Origin of the sequence: Alloalcanivorax mobilis, assembly GCF_002864685.1 — a bacterium.
Classification (GTDB): Bacteria; Pseudomonadota; Gammaproteobacteria; order Pseudomonadales; family Alcanivoracaceae; genus Alloalcanivorax; species Alloalcanivorax mobilis.
This window is the reverse complement of sequence record NZ_NMQZ01000015.1, coordinates 111045-128691: the sequence shown is the minus strand read 5'-3', so window position 1 is coordinate 128691 and position 17647 is coordinate 111045. Positions and strand designations below refer to the sequence as shown.

General features: G+C 63.2%; 16 protein-coding genes. 6 read left to right on the top strand and 10 right to left on the bottom strand.

The window, feature by feature from the left end:
• On the top strand, positions 1-1211 hold a 1211-nt coding region (locus tag CGS25_RS09825), incomplete at its 5' end, for a Ppx/GppA phosphatase family protein (RefSeq protein ID WP_101675348.1).
• A gap of 201 nt (positions 1212-1412) precedes the next feature.
• Here CGS25_RS09825 and ppk1 read toward each other — a convergent pair.
• Positions 1413-3500 (bottom strand): polyphosphate kinase 1, encoded by a 2088-nt coding sequence (ppk1, locus tag CGS25_RS09820; RefSeq protein WP_101675347.1) that lies wholly within the window; start codon positions 3498-3500, stop codon positions 1413-1415.
• A gap of 164 nt (positions 3501-3664) precedes the next feature.
• On the opposite strand from ppk1, the gene CGS25_RS09815 reads away from it, so the two are divergent.
• Positions 3665-5776, top strand: a complete 2112-nt coding sequence (locus tag CGS25_RS09815; protein WP_232802346.1) for a TonB-dependent siderophore receptor — start codon at positions 3665-3667, stop codon at positions 5774-5776.
• A 204-nt stretch (positions 5777-5980) separates the two neighbouring features.
• Here CGS25_RS09815 and hemB read toward each other — a convergent pair whose 3' ends face one another.
• The gene (gene hemB / locus CGS25_RS09810; protein ID WP_089034277.1) at positions 5981-6991 is read right to left on the bottom strand and encodes a porphobilinogen synthase; all 1011 of its coding nucleotides are present in this window, start codon (positions 6989-6991) and stop codon (positions 5981-5983) included.
• 129 nt (positions 6992-7120) lie between these two features.
• Between hemB and greB the strand changes: the two genes are divergently transcribed.
• Positions 7121-7645, top strand: a complete 525-nt coding sequence (greB, locus tag CGS25_RS09805) for a transcription elongation factor GreB (protein WP_089034278.1) — start codon at positions 7121-7123, stop codon at positions 7643-7645.
• A complete protein-coding gene (locus tag CGS25_RS09800) occupies positions 7642-8283 on the top strand; it encodes a DUF502 domain-containing protein (RefSeq protein ID WP_101675346.1) in 642 nt (213 codons plus the stop codon). Before greB ends, CGS25_RS09800 begins: the two co-directional genes overlap by 4 nt.
• Positions 8284-8305: 22 nt before the next feature.
• Here CGS25_RS09800 and CGS25_RS09795 read toward each other — a convergent pair whose 3' ends face one another.
• Positions 8306-10210 carry an ATP-binding cassette domain-containing protein gene (locus tag CGS25_RS09795; protein WP_101675345.1) on the bottom strand — a complete coding sequence of 635 codons (1905 nt, stop codon included), beginning with the start codon at positions 10208-10210 and terminating at the stop codon, positions 8306-8308.
• A 178-nt stretch (positions 10211-10388) separates the two neighbouring features.
• Here CGS25_RS09795 and CGS25_RS09790 point away from each other — a divergent pair, with 178 nt between their 5' ends.
• The gene (locus tag CGS25_RS09790; RefSeq protein WP_089034281.1) at positions 10389-10859 is read left to right on the top strand and encodes a TIGR02444 family protein; all 471 of its coding nucleotides are present in this window, start codon (positions 10389-10391) and stop codon (positions 10857-10859) included.
• On the opposite strand, the gene CGS25_RS09785 is transcribed toward CGS25_RS09790, so the two are convergent.
• Positions 10831-11577 (bottom strand): ParA family protein, encoded by a 747-nt coding sequence (locus CGS25_RS09785; RefSeq protein ID WP_232802345.1) that lies wholly within the window; start codon positions 11575-11577, stop codon positions 10831-10833. The genes CGS25_RS09790 and CGS25_RS09785 overlap by 29 nt on opposite strands.
• Positions 11578-12082: 505 nt before the next feature.
• Between CGS25_RS09785 and CGS25_RS09780 the strand changes: the two genes are divergently transcribed.
• The gene (locus CGS25_RS09780; protein WP_101675344.1) at positions 12083-12862 is read left to right on the top strand and encodes an FKBP-type peptidyl-prolyl cis-trans isomerase; all 780 of its coding nucleotides are present in this window, start codon (positions 12083-12085) and stop codon (positions 12860-12862) included.
• Positions 12863-13027: 165 nt separating this feature from the next.
• On the opposite strand, the gene rsd is transcribed toward CGS25_RS09780, so the two are convergent.
• The 6 genes from rsd to gshA form a co-directional block, all read right to left on the bottom strand.
• Positions 13028-13522, bottom strand: coding sequence for a sigma D regulator (gene rsd, locus CGS25_RS09775; RefSeq protein ID WP_101675343.1), 495 nt, complete (start codon positions 13520-13522; stop codon positions 13028-13030).
• Positions 13523-13773: 251 nt separating this feature from the next.
• A complete protein-coding gene (locus CGS25_RS09770; RefSeq protein ID WP_089034285.1) occupies positions 13774-14490 on the bottom strand; it encodes an LrgB family protein in 717 nt (238 codons plus the stop codon).
• A complete protein-coding gene (locus tag CGS25_RS09765; RefSeq protein ID WP_101675342.1) occupies positions 14487-14849 on the bottom strand; it encodes a CidA/LrgA family protein in 363 nt (120 codons plus the stop codon). The genes CGS25_RS09770 and CGS25_RS09765 overlap by 4 nt, the downstream gene beginning before the upstream one ends.
• Before the next feature lie 135 nt (positions 14850-14984).
• Complete coding sequence (locus CGS25_RS09760; RefSeq protein ID WP_089034287.1) at positions 14985-15491, bottom strand: disulfide bond formation protein B; 507 nt, start codon at positions 15489-15491, stop codon at positions 14985-14987.
• A gap of 136 nt (positions 15492-15627) precedes the next feature.
• Entirely contained in the window at positions 15628-15819 is a 192-nt protein-coding gene (rmf, locus tag CGS25_RS09755; protein WP_089034288.1) for a ribosome modulation factor, read from the bottom strand.
• 166 nt (positions 15820-15985) lie between these two features.
• A complete protein-coding gene (gene gshA, locus CGS25_RS09750) occupies positions 15986-17569 on the bottom strand; it encodes a glutamate--cysteine ligase (protein ID WP_101675341.1) in 1584 nt (527 codons plus the stop codon).
• Between the last annotated feature and the right edge of the window lie 78 nt (positions 17570-17647).

Sequence of the window (17647 nt, the reverse complement as noted above, 5' to 3'; positions counted from 1 at the left end):
TTATCCGCCGGGCGGAGCAGGTGCTGGGCCATGACATCGACATCGTTGCGGGCCGCGAGGAAGCGCGGCTGATCTATCTGGGGGTGGCCCACAGCCTCGCCGATGACCCGGGCCCGCGGCTGGTGGTGGACATTGGCGGCGGCTCCACCGAGCTGATCATCGGCGAGCGCTTCGACGCGCTGGAAACCGAATCCCTGCACATGGGCTGCGTGAGGTACGCCCAGCGTTTTTTCGCCCATGGCCAGATCAGTGAGCGCGCCTTCCAGCGTGCCGTGACCGCCGCCCGCCAAGAAGTGCTGTCGATTGAAGCGGACTATCGGCAATCCGGCTGGGGGCAGGCGGTGGGCGCTTCCGGAACCATCAAGGCGATTGCCCAGGTGTGCGAGGAGAACGGCTGGAGCAGTGAAGGGATCACCGCTGATGCGCTCGATAAGCTGCGCCGCAAGGTGATCAAGGCGGGTTCCGTGGAGGCTCTGGCGCTGAAGGGGCTGCGCGACGACCGCAAACCGATTTTTGTCTCCGGGCTGGCGATTCTGTTCGGCATCTTCGCGCAGTTGGAGTTGCCGGCCATGCAGGTGTCCAGTGGCGCCATGCGCGAAGGGTTGCTCTATGACCTGCTCGGGCGCTTCCGCCATGAAGATGTGCGCGAGCGCAGTATCCAGGCGCTGATGGATCGCTATCGCGTTGACCGTGGCCAGGCCGCGCGGGTTTGGGAAACCGCCCAGGCGCTTTATGCCCAGGTGGCCTCGGATTGGCAATTGCGGAATGAAACGGCGTCGACCGATCTGCGCTGGGCGGCGCTGATTCATGAAATCGGCCTGGCGGTGTCCCACGCACAGTTCCACAAACACGGTGCCTACCTGGTGTCGCAGTCGGATTTGCCCGGTTTTTCCCGGCAGGAGCAGCAAGCGCTGGCGCTGTTGGTGCGCGGGCACCGCCGTAAGGTGCCTCTGAATGTACTCGCGGAATGCCCCGAGGATGATCAGACCGGGCTGCTCAGATTGTGTTTGCTGCTGCGCCTGGCCTGTCGGCTGCATCACGCCCGCAGCAAGGTGCCGCTGCCGCCTCTGCAGGCGAGCGCGCGACCGACTCAACTGGTGCTGAAGTTTCCCGAGGGCTGGTTAAACGAGCATCCTTTGACCCTCGCCGACCTGGAACAGGAACAGGAGTATTTCCAGAGCGCCGGCTATCAGTTGGACGTGCGGGGATAGCGCTGACGCTTGGACGCCAGACGCCAGACGCCAGACGCCAGACGCCAGACGCTTAACCCTGGCTCAGAAGGGCTCGAAGTGTTTTCTGCGATGTGAGGGTAAAGCAGCCTTCCATCTACGCGGTCGCAATGCGCTCAGTAGCGGGGTTTGATCTTAGCGTCAGGCGTCAGGCGTCAGGCGTCAGGCGTCAGGCGCCTAGCGTCAGCTTCCCCCCGTCAATTCCGCCAGCAACGTCTGCTGGGCAATGCACGGCGCCTCCCCCGGCGCTGGAGTGGCACGGTGGTAATCGCCCTCGGGGGCCAGCAACCAGGCCTGGGTGTTGTCGCGCAGATACAGCTCCAAGCCCTGTTCGATAATGCGTTTTTTCAGCGCTGGCTGGTTGATCGGGAAACAGGTTTCCACCCGGTTGAACAGGTTGCGGTCCATCCAGTCCGCGCTGGAACAATACACCCGCTCCTCACCCGCGTGATGGAAGTAATACACCCGCGTATGTTCCAGAAAGCGGCCGATGATCGAGCGCACGCGAATGTTTTCGGAAAGCCCCGGAATACCGGGACGCAGGCAACAGATGCCGCGCACGATCAGGTCGATCCGTACGCCCGCCTGACTGGCCCGGTAAAGCGCCTGCATGATGCGCTCTTCGGTCAGTGAGTTGATCTTGGCGATGATCCGCGCCGGCTTGCCGGCGCGGGCCTGTTCGGTTTCGAATTCGATCCATTCCAGCAGTGCTGGGTGCAGGGTGAACGGCGCGTGCTTGAGCTGCTTGAGCCGCGCCGCTTTGCCCATGCCGGTGAGTTCCTGGAAAATCTTGTGCACGTCCTGGCACAGGCCCGGGTCGGCGGTGAGTAGCCCGTAGTCGGTGTACAGCCGCGTGGTTTTCATATGGTAATTGCCGGTGCCCAGGTGGGCGTAACGCTTAATGCCCTCGCCATCGCGGCGGATCACCAGCAGCATTTTGGCGTGGGTTTTATAGCCCACCACGCCATACACCACCATGGCGCCCGCTTCCTGCAGCCGGCGTGCGCCTTCGATGTTGGATTCCTCGTCGAAGCGGGCGCGCAATTCCACCACCGCCGTCACTTCCTTGCCGTTGCGCGCGGCGGTTTCCAGATGATCGAGAATTTCGGAATCGATGCCGGTGCGGTACAGCGTTTGTTTGATCGCCAGCACTTTGGGGTCGCGGGCCGCTTCGGCGAGCAGGTTGACCACCGGTGAGAAACTTTCGAACGGGTGGTGGAACAGCAGGTCGCCCTGGTCGATGGCGGCGAACAGGCTCTCGGCCTGGCGCACCGCCGCCGGCACCCGGGGCGTGAACGGTGCGTAATGCAGCCGGGGCCGATTGACGCTGGTGAACATACGCGCCAGATTCACCGGCCCGTTGACTTCGTAGGCATCCTGTTCGCCCAGTTCGAACTGCTCCAGCAGGTAGTCGATCAGATGGCGAGGGCAATTGTCCGCCACTTCCAGGCGCACCTCATCGCCATAGCGGCGCGAAAGCAGCTCGCCCTTCAGAGCACTGGCCAGATCCTCGGCGTCCTCGTCCACTTCCAGGTCGGCGTTACGGGTGACCCGGAACTGGTAGCAGCCGGTGGCGCGCATGCCCGGAAACAGATCGCTGACGTGGGCGTGAATCATCGACGACAGGAAAATAAAGTTATCGTCGCCATTCTCGCAGACGCTGGCGGGCAAGCGGATCAGGCGCGGCAGCGAGCGCGGCGCGGGCACGATGGCCAGGCCGGTGGAGCGGCCGAACGCGTCTTTGCCATCCAGAGAGACGATGAAATTCAGGCTCTTGTTGACCAGCCTCGGAAACGGGTGGGCCGGGTCCAGAGCGATCGGCGTCAACACCGGATACACCTGGTCGCGGAAGTACTTTTTCACCCACTCGGTTTGTTTCGCATTCCAATGTTCCCGGCGCAGAAAGTGCACGCCCTCCCCGGCCAGAGCCGGCAGCAGAATGTTCTGCAGAATGTGGTATTGGCGGTGCACCGCCTCATGGGTAATGCGGCTGATCTGATCGAGCATTTCCTGCGCCAGCATGCCGTCCGGGCCGGGCTCACCGGTGCCGGTTTCCACCCGATTGCGCAAACCGGCCACGCGGATCTCGAAGAATTCGTCCATGTTGGACGAGAAGATCAGCAGGAAATTAAGACGCTCCATCAACGGATGGGTGTCGTCCATGGCCTGTTCGAGCACGCGCAGATTGAACTGCAGCAGGCTCAGTTCCCGATTGATGTAGTAATCCGGATTGCTCAGATCGATAGCCTCGATGTCGGCGTTGGCGTTCATGCTCGCACCCTGACCCTTAACAGCGGAGCGTCCTATTGCATGACATTAACATGACAAGGCAATGACAGCCGGGCAAAAGCGGGCTTCACAACGGTCTTCCGCAATGTATAATGAGAACCGTTATCATTTTTGTTTGCTTTTGCCTTCTTCCCCCTGGAGATACCATGCCGTACCGACCCTGGCTGCCGGGCGAGGCCCGCGTTCGCGTACCCGCCGTCCCCGCGTTTTCGATGTTGGCGTTGCTCACCGCGCCCGTCTTCGCCGCTGACGTCCCACAGGCCAACGCCCTGCCGGCGGTGGATGTGGAGGCCCAGGCGCCAGCCGAAAGTGATTACATCAATGCCGGCGAGGCGGCGTCCACCGGCAAGCTGGACGTGCCGCTGCAGGACACCCCCTTTTCGATCAGCGTGGTGGGCCGGGAATTCATCGAGGACACCGGCGCCAAGAACATTCAGGACACCCTGACCTATACCTCCGGCGTTTACGCCGGCAATTTTGGCCTGGATACCCGCGGTGACTCGGCCAAGGTGCGCGGTCTCAATCCGTCTTCCTATCTGGACGGGCTGCGCAATCTTTATGGCTCCTACAACAATGTGCGGCCGGAAGTGTACGGTCTGGAGCGCGTGGAAGTGCTGAAGGGGCCCTCTTCCACGCTGTACGGTCAGGCGGAGTTGGGTGGCATCATCAATGCGGTGTCCAAGCTGCCCAAGCCGGTCAAGCAGGGCGAGCTGTGGGCCCAGGGGGGCTCGTTTGGCCGCAAGCAGCTGGCCGGGGATGTCACCGGGCCGCTCTCCGAAGACGGCAAACTGCTCTACCGGCTGGTGGCGCTCAAGCGCGAAAGCGGCACCCAGGTGGACCACGTCGACGACAACGGCTATCTGTTCGCGCCGTCGCTGACCTGGCTGCCCACCGACAACACCACCGTCAGCCTGCTGTTCAACAGCCAGCAAAACGACGGCGGCGTGTCCGCCCAGTTCCTGCCCTCGGTGGGCACTCTCTACGACGGCCCCAAGGGCCACATTCCCACCAGCACCTTCGTCGGCGAGCCAGGCTGGGACCGCTACGACCGCAAAAAGAACGAAGTCACCTTGTTCGTGGATCACCGGTTCAACGACCACTGGGGCGTGGCCACCACCGCCCGCTACTCCAAATCCGAAACCGAGACCCGTGAGCACTGGACCCAGGTGGGCGCGACCCTCGATGCCGATGGCAACATGGCGCGCACCATTTATATGGACGACAAGAACACGGAAGTGAAAAACGTCGACGTACGTCTTAAGGGCAACATCGCCATCGGCGCCACCCGCCACACCCTGGCCCTGGGGGTGGACCGCCAGGATGCCCTCTGGGAACAGGACAATGTCTTCTCCGGCGCCGGCACCGATATCAACGTCTATAACCCGGTCTACGGCGACGTGAACTACGCGGAACTGGACCCCCAGGACGCCAACGACAACGAGATCAAACAGACCGGCGTTTACCTGATCGATCACATGGAAATCGGCCGGATGGTGGTGTCCGGCGCGCTGCGTTACGACGATTCCTCCAGCCGCACCCTGGGCGCCAACGGTGTCGCCGACACCCGCAAGGACGACACCGCCACCACCGGCCGGCTGGGCCTGATGTACCGGTTCGATTCCGGCATTGCGCCGTACATCAGTTATTCGGAAGCGTTCGTGCCCAACCTGGGTACCAACACCGCTGGCGAAGGGCTCGATCCCACCACCGGCAAGCAAAAGGAAGCCGGGGTCAAATACCTGTCGCCGGAAGGCAGCCTGGAAGTGACCGCCGCCTGGTTCGACATCGAGCAAGAGAATCAGGTGTTCCCGGACCCGCAGAGTCCGCTGACCCAGACCCAGACCGGCGCGGTGGTGGACGGCTGGGAACTGCAGGTGAAAAAGCGCCTTGGCAACGTGGAACTGCTGGCCAACTACACCCGCCTGGACGCCAAGGACGACAGCACTGGCGTCCGCCTGCCCTATGTGGCGGAAGAAACCGCCTCCGGCTGGGCCAGATACGAAATGGAAAATGGCCTGCGCTTCGGCGCCGGGGTGCGTTACGTGGGCGATAACGTTGGCAGTGGCGGTGGCCCGACGGTGCCGTCGGTGACGTTGGTGGACGCTCTGGTGGGCTACACCACCGGCCCCTGGGATTTCAGCGTCAACGCCCAGAACCTGGGTGACGAGGAGTATGTGTCCTGGTGCCGGGGTGAGGGCTTTGACTGTGGCTACGGCGAACGCCGGGTGATCAACGGCAACGTGCGTTACCGGTTCTGAGCGGCGCGGGCCAATCTCAAAAACGTCGTTGGCACGACCTGTGGTTGGGCGGTGCATTTTGTAGGGGCAGGCCATGCCAGCGACGATGTTGATCTTTTGCCTGCGAGGCCAAAAACAATTCGCGGCAACGGCGCCATATGATTCGGCCAAAACACGTCGCTGGCACGGCCTGCTCCTACAAAAAAAGGCATCAGGCCGGTTGTCTCAACCCTGCTGTTTGAGTAATTGCGCGGCGCGTTTGGCGAAGTAGGTGAGAATGCCGTCGGCGCCGGCGCGTTTGAACGCCAGCAGAGATTCCATCATCACTTTGTTTTCATCCAGCCAGCCGTTCTGGAACGCCGCCATGTGCATGGCGTACTCGCCGCTCACCTGGTAGGCGTACACCGGCACCCGGAACTCGTCCTTGACCCGGCGCACCACGTCCAGATACGGCATACCCGGCTTGACCATCACCACATCGGCGCCTTCGGCGAGGTCCAAAGCGATCTCGTGGAGCGCCTCGTCGGAGTTGCCCGGATCGATCTGGTAGGTGGTTTTGTCCGCTTTGCCGAGGTTGGCGGCGGAGCCCACCGCGTCACGGAACGGGCCGTAGTAGGCGGAGGCGTATTTGGCGGAGTAGGCCATGATGCGCGTGAGGGTGTAGTGTTCATCCTCCAGCGCCTGACGGATTTCGCCGATGCGGCCGTCCATCATGTCCGAGGGCGCCACCATGTCGGCGCCGGCTTCGGCGTGGGAGAGCGCCTGACGGACCAGCGTGGCCACGGTCTCGTCGTTCATCACGTAGCCGTTTTCGTCAAGAATGCCATCCTGCCCGTGGGTGGTGAACGGGTCCAGGGCAACGTCGGTGATCACGCCCATTTCCGGCACCGCCTTCTTGATCGCGCGGGTGGCCCGCTGCGCCAGGCCCTCGGGATTGAAGGCCTCGGCCGCGTCCAGGCTTTTCGCCTCCGGCGGTGTCACCGGAAACAGCGCCATGGCCGGCACGCCCAGCGCCGCCAGCTGTTCGGCCTCGCGGCACAGCAGATCAATGCTGATGCGCTCCACACCCGGCATTGAAGGCACCGCCTCGGTGCGGTTGTCGCCATCGAGCACGAACACCGGGTAGATCAGATCGTCCACGGTGAGCGTATTCTCGCGCATCAGGCGGCGCGAGAAGTCATCCTTGCGCATACGGCGCAGGCGGGTGGACGGCCAGGAAGCGCGGTTGAAGGTCATGTCGGGTCTCCGGTTGGGAGTAAGGGGGCCGGGGGCAGGGTGTCCGGGCGGGACGCAGTTTACCAACTCCCCGGCGCGATGGAAAAATGAACCGTCCGTTTGCTGGATTTCAGACAGGAGAGAACAGCCATGGGCCGTTGGCGTCCGAAAGGCCAGCCCGCTTCCAAGTACATTACCCCGGAGGGGTATCGCCGCCTGGACGACGAGCTGCGCACCCTGTGGAAACAGGTGCGCCCGGAGGTGACCCGGGCGGTGCAGGAGGCCGCCGCCCAGGGCGACCGTTCGGAAAACGCGGAGTATATTTACGGCAAGAAGCAGCTTCGTGAGATTGATCGCCGCATTCGCTTCCTGAGCAAGCGGCTGGACGGCATGACCGTGGTCGACCGGGTGCCCGAGGACGTCGGCAAGGTATTTTTCGGCGCCTGGGTGGAGCTGGAAGACGACCACGGCGAACTGGAAACCTACCGCCTGGTGGGGCCGGATGAAGCCGACGCGGCGCGCGGCTATGTGAGCGTCGACGCACCGCTGGCGCGGGCGTTGCTGGGCAAGCGCCAGGACGATGAGGCGCGGGTGCGAACCCCCACTGGCGAGCGCTGTCTGTACGTCAATCGAATCTGGTACCTCGACCCCGAACAGGAGACACCGGCCCCATGAGCAGTGGCAGCAACCGGATCTGGTTTTTTATTCGCAAGTCGTTGCTCGGTGGCCTGGTTATTCTGCTGCCGGTGTCGATCATCGCGTTCTTTTTCAAATGGATTTACGACGCCGCCACCGGCTTGATCGCGCCGTTCACCAGCGTGTTCGTGCGCACCTTCGGCCTGCCCCGCTTCGCCGCCGACTGGCTGGTGGTGGCGGTGTTGGTGGTGTTCTGCTTTCTGATCGGCATGCTGGTGTCGACCCGCTTTGGCGGCTGGTTCTGGCAGCGCCTGGAGGCCAGCACCCTGGCCCTGTTGCCCGGTTACCGGCTGGTCAAAGAGATCACCATGCAGTTGTTCGGCGGCAGCCAGGACAGCCCCTTCCATCGAGGCGAAGTGGCGCTGATCTGGCTGTATGGCCGCCAGGTGCCGACCACGGTGCTGGGGTTGATCACCTCACGCCACGACAACGGCCTGTTCACCGTGTTCGTGCCCACCGGGCCGAACCCCACGTCCGGGTTTATTTATCACGTTCACGAAGAGCTGGTGGAGCGGCGCCCGGACATTCCCATTGAGCAGATGATGAAATCGGTGGTGGCCTGCGGCGCCGGCAGCGCGGCGGTGTTAAAGAAAAAGAAGTTAAAAGTTGAAAGTTAAAAGTTAAAGCGGCTTGCCGTGATCAGGTGTTTTCGGCGTCTTCCAGTTTTTCCATCGCCTCCAGTAACGCCACCTCCAACTCTTCATGGCGGCTTTTGAGCTGGCCCTGGCGGGTCAGCAGATCGTTGAGCTCGGCTTTGCGGCCATTGTCGGTGTAGAGCGTTTCATCGCCCAACGCGGTTTCCACCTCGGTCAGGGCGGCGCTCTCTTTTTCCAGGGCCCGTTCCAGTTTTTCCATCTCTTTTTTCAGCGGGCGCAATTGCTCACGACGGCGGGCGGCGTCCTGGCGCCGCTGTTTGGCGTCGTCCTTGCCGGCGATGCGGCCGGTGTCCGAGCCGGAAGCCCGGGCGGCGTCCCGGCGCGCCTGCTGCAGCCAGCGGGCGTAATCGTCCAGGTCGCCATCGAAGGGGCGCACGGTGCCCTCGGCGACCAGTTGGAATTCGTCCACCGTGGTCTCCAGCAGATGCCGGTCGTGGGACACCAGCAGCACGGCGCCTTCGAATTCCTGCAGGGCCAGGGTCAGCGCCTCGCGCATTTCCAGGTCCAGGTGATTGGCGGGTTCGTCGAGCAGCAGCAACGCCGGCTTTTGCTGAACGATCAGCGCCAGCGCCAGGCGGGCTTTCTCGCCGCCGGAAAAGCGGCCGATCAGGTCGAAAATGGCGTCGCCATGAAAACCAAAACCGCCCAGCTGATTGCGAATCTGCTGCTCGCTCCAGCCCGGGTGTTGGCGGTTGATGAGCTGATACGGGGTGTCATCGGCCGCGAGCCGGTCCACCTGCTGCTGATGAAAGTAGCCGACTTTCAGGTCCGGGTTGCGCTCCAGATGGCCGCCGAGCGCGGCCAGTTCGCCCACCAGGGTGCGGATCAGAGTGGATTTGCCGGCACCGTTGGGCCCCAGCAGCCCGACCCGGGATTCCGGACGCAGGCTCAGGCTCACCGCGCGCAGAATTGGGGCGCCCGGGTAACCGCAATCGGCCTGGTCGAGCACGATCATCGGGTTGGGCAGCTTTTGCGGCGTCAGGAAGTGGAACGAGAACCCGGAATCCACATGCGCCGGGCCGATCAGCTCCAGCCTTTCGAGCGCCTTGACGCGGCTCTGCGCCTGTTTCGCCTTGGTCGCTTTGGCCTTGAAGCGATCAATGAATTTTTGCAGGTGCGCCACCTGGGCCTGCTGCTTCTCGTGCATTTTCTGCTGCTGGGCAAGCTGCTCGGCGCGCTGGCGCTCGAAATCCGAGTAATTGCCGCTGTAGCGCTTCAGGGCGTTGCGCTCGATGTGCAGAATCTCCGACACGGTGGCGTCCAGGAAGGCGCGGTCGTGGGAGATCAGCATCAGTGCGCCGGGGTGCTGCACCAACCATTGCTGCAGCCACAGGATGGCGTCCAGATCCAAATGGTTGGTGGGCTCATCAAGCAGCATCAGGTCGGCGTCGCTGATCAGCACCTGGGCCAGATTCAGGCGCATGCGCCAGCCGCCGGAGAAGGCGCTCACCGGCTGTTGCTGTTGAGCCTCGCTGAACCCCAGGCCGGCCAGCAGGATGGCGGCGCGGGCCGGTTGCTCCCAGGCGCGCAGGCCGTCCAGTTCGGCGTGGGCGCGGGCAATGGCGTCGCTGTCGGCGTGTTGCTGGGCGGCGTCCAGATCCGCTTCGGCGCGGCGCAGGGCCTGGTTGCCGTCGAGCACGTAGCTGATCGCCGGGCACGCCAGCGCCGGTACTTCCTGGGCCATCATCGCCACGCGCCAGTCCGCCGGCCGGTTCAGGGTGCCGCCGTCGCTTTCCAGTTCGCCGATGATCAGTTTGAACAGGGAGCTTTTACCGCTGCCGTTTTTGCCCACCAGGCCCACGCGGGTACCCAGGTGCAAGGTAAAGCTGGCATCCTCGAGCAACAGCTCGGGGCCGCGACGCAGATTGATGTGTTCCAGGGACAGCATGGTATAAGAGCCTGTTGATGATCTTTACGTCGCTGAGTGATCGCAGGAATAGGGCCTGCTGGCTGTGTGGTGAACCGGCTCTTGGAGCCGGTGACAGCGCGAGAATCAGGACCGGCGCAGTGTATGGGATCGGCGCGCGCAACAGAAGGGCCGGCGCCGGGGCAGTGGGAGATCGATAATGCAACAGACACAGTTGTGGCGCTTCGCGGTAACTCTGTGGCGCGATCGCGGCATCGAACGCGCCTGTTTGCGGCTGCAGGATGAGTTCGCGGTGCCGGTGGCGGCGGTGCTGGTGGCGCTGTGGGCGGCCACCAGTGGCCGCCGTCCGGATGCGGCCCTGGGGCGGCGTATTCTGATCACCGCGGAGCAGTTCGAGGGCGAGTATCTGCGGCCGTTGCGCGAGGTGCGGCGCAGGGCCGCCGCCGGACAGGGCACCGGCGAGCTGAAACGGCAGATCCAGGAGGCGGAACTGGAGGGCGAGCGGCTGCTGCTGCAGCAACTTGGTGCCCTGGCCGGCGCCGCGCCGGCCAGCGGCGAAGCGCAGTCCACTCTGGGCTGGCTGTTGGTGGTGGTGCCCGACGCGGCGCGTTGCGAAGCGTTGCAGGCGTTGCTCAACGAGCTCAGTGAAAACCCGGCATTGAGCGGATAAGATGCCGTTGCACCTGTAACCACTCGCCGATCCGCTGCCAGCTCTGGCGGTCTTCCTGAAAGCGGGCGTCGTTCATGTCGAGCATGCTGGCCCCCGAGGACATCGACTGCACGTACTGCTGGGTGTCGCGCAGGGTCACCAGATAGGGAATCTTCAAGCTGCTGAGAAACTGCCGCAGTGCTTCGTACATCAAGGTGCGGGTGCGCGCGCGGTTGGCGATCACCGCCAGCCGGCGCGGCCGGCGCTGGTAGCTGGGCGCCAGCATCACGGTCTGCACGAAGCGGGTGGTGGCGCGGATATCAATCGGGCTGGGCAGCACCGGCACCAGCACCACCTGGGAGATGCGCAGCACGTGATCCAGGGTATGGCGATCCATGCCGGCGGGTGAATCGATCACCACGATATCCTGGGCACGGCCGAGTTGTTCGCGCAGCCGCCCCAGCGACACCGGCTCGTCATGGGGCCAGCCCAGCGATTCCACCCGTGGATCGGCGCGCAGGCGCACCCACTGGGTGGCGGATTGCTGTGGATCAAGATCCAGCAGGGTCACGCTCTGGCCCTGATGGGCGAAATAGGCGGCCAGATTGGTGGCCAGGGTGGTCTTGCCGCAGCCACCTTTACTGTTGGATACCAGAATCACCAGGCGTTGCTCATCGTGGCGGCCGACACGTCGTGCCGAAGGCGGCGCCATGGTGGGATCCATTGTGTTATTGGACATCGTTTGTTCCCCCTGACAAACCCCTGGAAGCCGTGATGTCCGTGATCGGGATCTCACTTTTTCCTTGAGCTGTCAGGACACACTATAACCCGGGTTTGGCGGGTATCGTGAAGGCTTCGGCGGCGATTGTCGTTTTCACAGCCCGGGCATCCGAGCGAGCCTGTCGGAATGCTAGAGTGCTCAAGGCGTGATTCACGGGCTCCTTAGGGGCACAATGCGCGGGGTATCGGTGTAGGCCGGGGAACCAATTGGGGGAAAGCGGGGTCAGGCGTTATCGGATGTCGATGTTTCTGGGCCGCTCATGGCCGGCGCATCGGCGAGGCAGTGAAAAGCGGCTCATCGCTGGCGTGACTCCCGGGGAAGCTGGCAGTATGGTCAGGTTCCGCTGCCGGGGGTGGCCGCGTGAACCGTTAACCATCGAAGCGCCGACCGCAGTCACCGCGGAAAACATGCGCGGGGAGGGATCTCCGGTGCAGGAAAAACAACCATAGCCAATGGAGGCAGAATGAAGAAGTTGGGAATCGTGCTTGCCGGTACCGTGTTGCTGGCGGCCTGTGGCGGACCGAAAGATGACGCCGGCAGTGACGTGGAAATCAAAAATGACGACCAGAAAGCGTCTTACGCTCTGGGTTTCCGTAGCGCTGAGCAAATGAGTGCGATGGAAGGCCTGAGTGTGGATGCCCTGGTGGCCGGCCTGCGTGATGGTTTCAAAGACAAGCCGGAATCGCGCCTTGGCGACGAGGATCTTGACCAGCTTATCCGTGATTACCAGATGCGTATGATGGAGAAAAAGCAGGCCAAGATGAAGGAAGAGGCGAAGACCAATCTCGACGAGGGCAAGAAATTCCTCGAAGAGAACGCCAAAAAAGACGGCATCAAAACCACCGACAGCGGCATGCAGTACGAAGTGCTGAAATCCGGTGAAGAAGGCGCTGAGTCACCGACCCTCGACGACACCGTGGAAGTGCACTACACCGGTTCGCTGATGGACGGCACCGTGTTCGACAGCTCCGTGGAGCGCGGCAAGCCCGCCACCTTCGGGCTCAAGCACATCATCCCCGGCTGGCAGGAAGCGCTGCCGATGATGAAAGTCGGTGACAAGTGGAAGATCTACCTGCCGCCGGAGCTGGGCTATGGCGAGCAAGGCGCCGGTGGCGACATCGGCCCCAACGAAGTGCTGGTGTTCGAAGTGGAACTGCTGGATGTGAAAGGCAAGGGTGACGAGGCCGAGAAAGCCGCCCCCGCCGATGACAGCGGCGACGCCGCCGAAGCAGACACCGAGTAACGGTGCCCGCTCACTGGCTGTAAAGCCCCTCTCCCCTCGCGGGAGAGGGGTTGGGGAGAGGGAGATCCCGGCGGGAAGGCGTGAAACCTCGTCGCCCCCTCTCCCTGTCCCTCTCCCGCAAGGGGAGAGGGGACCTGTCTGAAGCGCTTGAACAACAAGTGCTATTCAATGCGTCATCACCGCCCGCTGCCGGGGCGCCGGCTGCTGATGAACACTGAGAATAAGCTGGTCTTCCAGCGCGAACCGCTCCTCAAGCATCTCGGTGAGCAGGGTAAGGCGCTCGGGCAATTGCGCCAACTGGCTGATGCAGTGGTCGCGGGTATCGAAGTCTTCGTTGAAGGCGAGCGCTTCCGCGGTGGAGTCGTCCATCTGGCTGAGCAGGTGCTGGGCGATCACCGGCTGACCCTGGCTGAACTGGCGAGCCTCGCGCACCAACTCCTGGTAAATCTCGAAATAGCCGGCGCTGATGTAGTCCATCAGTAACTGGCAGAATTCCTGCACCTGAATCTGGATCGAGCGCGGGCGGGTTTCTTCAAAGCCCCGCAGCCCCTGAATCTTGCACAACAGAACGATGATTCTCTGGCGCTGCTCAAGCCAGCCGTGCACCAGTGCTTCTATGCGCTGCCACCGCGCCAGGGTGGTCGAGTGAGCCGTAGCCATGGCGTGCCCTCTTAGATCGCTGTGTCAATCCTTGAACGTGGCCTGATTGAGCGCTGATGCCTCTGCCCGATAACCGGAGCCGTGCTCAAGGCCGGGTCAATGAGGCTAGCCCCAGGCCGGGCGGCGCGGCAATGGGAAACCGTCGTCGCGCCGCCAGGTTTTACGTAATCGATGAAAAACCGCTTTGCGAACAGAGGGTTGCCGGTAAAGACGAATTCTTCATAACAACCGGCGTTTAAATCGCCCGGCGCTCAGCCGCCGGCGAACAACCACTGGCTGACCCAGGGCCACAGCCAGGGCAGGGCCAGAGCGGTGAGCAGGCCGGTCAGGCCCAGCGCCAGACTGGCGAAAGCACCGGCCTTTTCGCCGTACTCAAAGGCGCGCGCGGTGCCAATGGCGTGGGCCACCAGGCCCAGAGCGAAACCGCGAATGCGATCGTCGTGCACCCGCAAAAGCCTGAAGATCAGGCCGCCCAGCAGGGCGCCGACAATGCCGGTAATGGCCACCGCGCCGGCCGTCAGGGACACCAGGCCATCGGTGGATTTGGCCACCTCCACGGCGATCGGCGTGGTGATCGATTTCGGCGCCAGGGAGCCCACCACCTGTTCCGGCGCGCCCAGCCACCAGGCCAGGCCCACCGAGATGCCCGCGGCAAGCGCGGCGCCGATCACGGTGGTGGCGATGACCGGCTTCCAGACGCTGCGCACGGTGTGCAACTGGCGATACAGCGGCCAGGCCAACGCCACCGTGGCCGGGCCGAGCAGAAACGACAGCACCTCGGTTTGCTGGCGATACTCGGAATAGGAAACGCCGGCCAGCGGCAGCACCACGATCACCGGAATGGCGGCGACGATAAAGGGGTGAAACAACGGCAGATTGTTGACCTTGCCGTAGATCAGCAGTGCGACCCGGTAGCTCGCCAGGGTCAGCAACAGGCCGAACAGCGGCGTGTGCAGCAGCCCGCTCACGGCTGTTTCCCCTTCACCGCGCCGCGATCACGCAGCAGCACCTTGAGCAGCAGGGTCACCAGCACCAGGGTGACGATGGTGCCCAGCACCACCGCCATGGCCAGGGCCAGGGCGTAGTCCTGATAACGGTGCCATTGCAGCACGATGCCAACGCCGAGCGGGAAGATCAGCAAACTGATATGACGGATCAACATGCCCGACGCCTCCGCCACCCGGTCGGTGAGCGGTGTGTTGAACATCAACGCCAGCAACAGCAGCACCATGCCCACCACCGAGGCGGGCAAGGGCAGGCCGGTGAAGTGAATCAGCACTTCACCCAGAAACTGGAACAGCAACAGGATCAGCAAACCATCGAGCATGGCCGGGGGGCTCCGCAAGCCGGAAAAATGAAATGGCGACACGCAAAAAAATCGCGGTTGACCCCGCTCACCGGGAATCCAGGTGAGCGGGGTCAACCGCGATTTGTTATTGCTATGGCGGTGGCCCGCCGCCGGTCAGTCCCGGCGCGGGCGCAGCAATTGTACCAGAGAGAGCGCGCCAAGGCCGGCGAACACCACCAGCGACCAGCCCGGCAGGGTCAGGCCGAGGAAGCGCCAGCTCACCTCGGCGCATTCGCCGGAGCCGGACAGCACTTCCGCCAGTACCTCCTTGAGGGGAAACACGTCGAGCATATAGTCCAGGCCCGGGCCGCAGGTGGGCACCTGATCGGCGGGCAGGCTTTGCAGCCACAGGTGGCGGATGGCGATGCCGGCACCGGCCAGGCAGGCCAGCAGGGTCAGGCCGGCGTACACCCGCATGCCCGCTCCTCGCGGGCCATGCAGAGTGGCGATCAGCAGCACCACGGCGGCGGCGATCACCGCCACCCGTTGAAAAATACACAACGGGCAGGGCTCCAGGCCCACCACGTGTTGCAGGTACAGAGCGCCGCCCATGGCGGCCAGACAACCGAGAAAGCCCAGGGCAAAAACCGCCCGGGGGGAAGGAAGCAAAGAACCTTGCATGATTGTTTTTCCTTGAGCATCCGCCAGATCAGGGTCCGTTTGATCGGCTCCGCGTCGTGTCGCCGGCCACCGTCATCGCCAAACCCTATGCAAAAGTACGGTGGCCGGCAAGCGCCGGACGATCCGCCCCGTCTGTTCAGACGCCACGCGGCTCCACCGGTTCCTGACGATCATGCCAGGCCGCCGCGCCGGCCTCCCAGCCCTGGTGCCACCATTCCGCCAGCGCCTCATTCAAATACGGGCACTGGTCCAGGGCGCCACCGGCCATGCCCCACATGCAGCCACGGTTGTACGCTTTTTCAAACGGGTCGGATGACAACTCTTGCATGGCGCCCCCTCTCTCCCTCCATCCACTCGGTAGCCTCGAGATTAGCACCGGCGAGGAGTGTGCCGGCGGCCGTTAAGGGGGGCCACGACACCGCTTATCCGATCAGCGGCGGATTTTGTGAGCCAGCGCTCATTGGCCTGGCGGGGCAAAAGGCTAAGCGGCTGGTTCAGCCGCGGAAGTAGTCACGCAGGTACTCTTCCAGCGGCGGCTCCTGTTGCGCTTCGCAGGCGCGCTGCTCGGCGAGGCTTTGCCGGGCCTGCTGGCTCAGCCGGCTGTCCACCTCGGCGCTGAGCGGTTCGCCGATAAAATGATCGCGATGCTCCAGCGCCTGATCCATGGCGAACTGGAAGAAGCTCTGATCGCGGCTTTCCAAGCGTTCCAGAATGCGCCCCGAGGGGGTGCTGTCCGGGTCCAGTAATTTGGCGCGTTGTTGGGCCAGGGCATCGGCGTACAGGTTGCTGCCCTCGACGTCGTCGGCGTGGCAGCGGTCAAACAGTTCGGCGATCGGCGCCATCTGTTCCAGCTTCTCCAGGCCCCATTGCTGGATTGTCACTTCGCGCCCCCAGTTATCCAGCTTCAGGTCCACGTTGCGGCCGTCGTAGACCACCCGTCGCAGGTTTTCCTTGGCGGCGCTGAAGTCACAGTTTTCCAGACGCGGCGATTCGCGCAGCAGGCAATAGGTGGCGAACAGGTCGAGAAAGCGGATCTCGGTCTGGCTGATGCCCACCGGCTCGAACGGGTTCAGATCAAGGGCGCGGATCTCGATGTATTCCACGCCACGACGGGTCAGCGCCAGGGTCGGGCGCTCGCCTTTATTGATGGTGCGCTTGGGGCGGATCGACGAGTAGTACTCATTCTCGATTTGCAGAATGTTGGTGTTGAGCTGCAGATACTCGCCATTGGCGTCGCGGATGCCCATCTTCTGATAGGTCGGGTCCGGCGTTTTGATCGCGTGGGTGAGGGTGCGCACGTACTCATCCAGGCTGTTGTAGCACACCTGCAACGACGACTGGGCGTTGTTCTGGTAACCCAGGTCGCTCATTCGCAGGCTGGTGGCCTTGGGCCGGTAAAGGCTGTGGTCAAAGCTTTCCAGCAGTTGATGTTCGCGGCCGGCCAGGAACGAGGCGCACAGCGCCGGCGAGGCGCCGAACAGATACACCAGCAGCCAGGAGTAACGCTGGAAGTTGCGGGTCAAATCGAAGTAGCGCTGGGAAATAAAATCCTGCAGCGCGCCGCCCACGCCTTCCTGTTCCTGGTGCAGGCGCCAGAACGCCTCGGGGAACGAAAAATTATAGTGAATGCCGGCGATGGTCTGCATCTTGCGGCCGTAACGATGGCCCAGGCCGACCCGGTAGATGCTTTTCATGCGGCCCACGTTGGAGCTGCCGTAATCCGCCACCGGCACGTTGCGGTCCTCGCCGATCCGGCACGGCATGGAATTGACCCACAGCAGTTCGTCGCCGATGTGGCGGTAAGTGTAACGGTGCAGATCTTCCAGAAACTCAATCGGATGATGCAGTTCGGTGCTGGGCGGGGTGATGAACTCCAGCAGCGCTTCCGAATAATCGGTGGTGATGTACGGATGGGTCAGCGCCGAGCCCAGCTCTTGCGGATGCGGCGTTTGCGCGATGCCGCCCTGGGGACTGATGCGCAGGCTTTCCTTCTCGATGCCGCGGCGAATCTCGGTGAGCGTGCTGGCGGCGTCCGAATCCAGCAGGGCCTGGATGCGTTGGCGAAGCGTGTCGGTCATGGGCCTGTCCGGGCTGGCCGGCGACGCGCACGCCGCCAGGATTGTCATTGTGGCCACCGGTTATGTGGCCTGACCTTG

Excerpts from the sequence above, each read along its gene's own strand:
- rmf (WP_089034288.1), bottom strand. The coding sequence starts at position 15,819 with ATGCAAGAGTTGTCATCCGACCCGTTTGAAAAAGCGTACAACCGTGGC.
- CGS25_RS09800 (WP_101675346.1), top strand. The coding sequence starts at position 7,642 with ATGAGCAGTGGCAGCAACCGGATCTGGTTTTTTATTCGCAAGTCGTTG.
- CGS25_RS09790 (WP_089034281.1), top strand. The coding sequence starts at position 10,389 with ATGCAACAGACACAGTTGTGGCGCTTCGCGGTAACTCTGTGGCGCGAT.
- hemB (WP_089034277.1), bottom strand. The coding sequence starts at position 6,991 with ATGACCTTCAACCGCGCTTCCTGGCCGTCCACCCGCCTGCGCCGTATG.
- CGS25_RS09780 (WP_101675344.1), top strand. The coding sequence starts at position 12,083 with ATGAAGAAGTTGGGAATCGTGCTTGCCGGTACCGTGTTGCTGGCGGCC.
- ppk1 (WP_101675347.1), bottom strand. The coding sequence starts at position 3,500 with ATGAACGCCAACGCCGACATCGAGGCTATCGATCTGAGCAATCCGGAT.
- CGS25_RS09760 (WP_089034287.1), bottom strand. The coding sequence starts at position 15,491 with ATGCAAGGTTCTTTGCTTCCTTCCCCCCGGGCGGTTTTTGCCCTGGGC.
- CGS25_RS09815 (WP_232802346.1), top strand. The coding sequence starts at position 3,665 with ATGCCGTACCGACCCTGGCTGCCGGGCGAGGCCCGCGTTCGCGTACCC.
- greB (WP_089034278.1), top strand. The coding sequence starts at position 7,121 with ATGGGCCGTTGGCGTCCGAAAGGCCAGCCCGCTTCCAAGTACATTACC.
- gshA (WP_101675341.1), bottom strand. The coding sequence starts at position 17,569 with ATGACCGACACGCTTCGCCAACGCATCCAGGCCCTGCTGGATTCGGAC.
- rsd (WP_101675343.1), bottom strand. The coding sequence starts at position 13,522 with ATGGCTACGGCTCACTCGACCACCCTGGCGCGGTGGCAGCGCATAGAA.
- CGS25_RS09765 (WP_101675342.1), bottom strand. The coding sequence starts at position 14,849 with ATGCTCGATGGTTTGCTGATCCTGTTGCTGTTCCAGTTTCTGGGTGAA.
- CGS25_RS09795 (WP_101675345.1), bottom strand. The coding sequence starts at position 10,210 with ATGCTGTCCCTGGAACACATCAATCTGCGTCGCGGCCCCGAGCTGTTG.
- CGS25_RS09785 (WP_232802345.1), bottom strand. The coding sequence starts at position 11,577 with ATGTCCAATAACACAATGGATCCCACCATGGCGCCGCCTTCGGCACGA.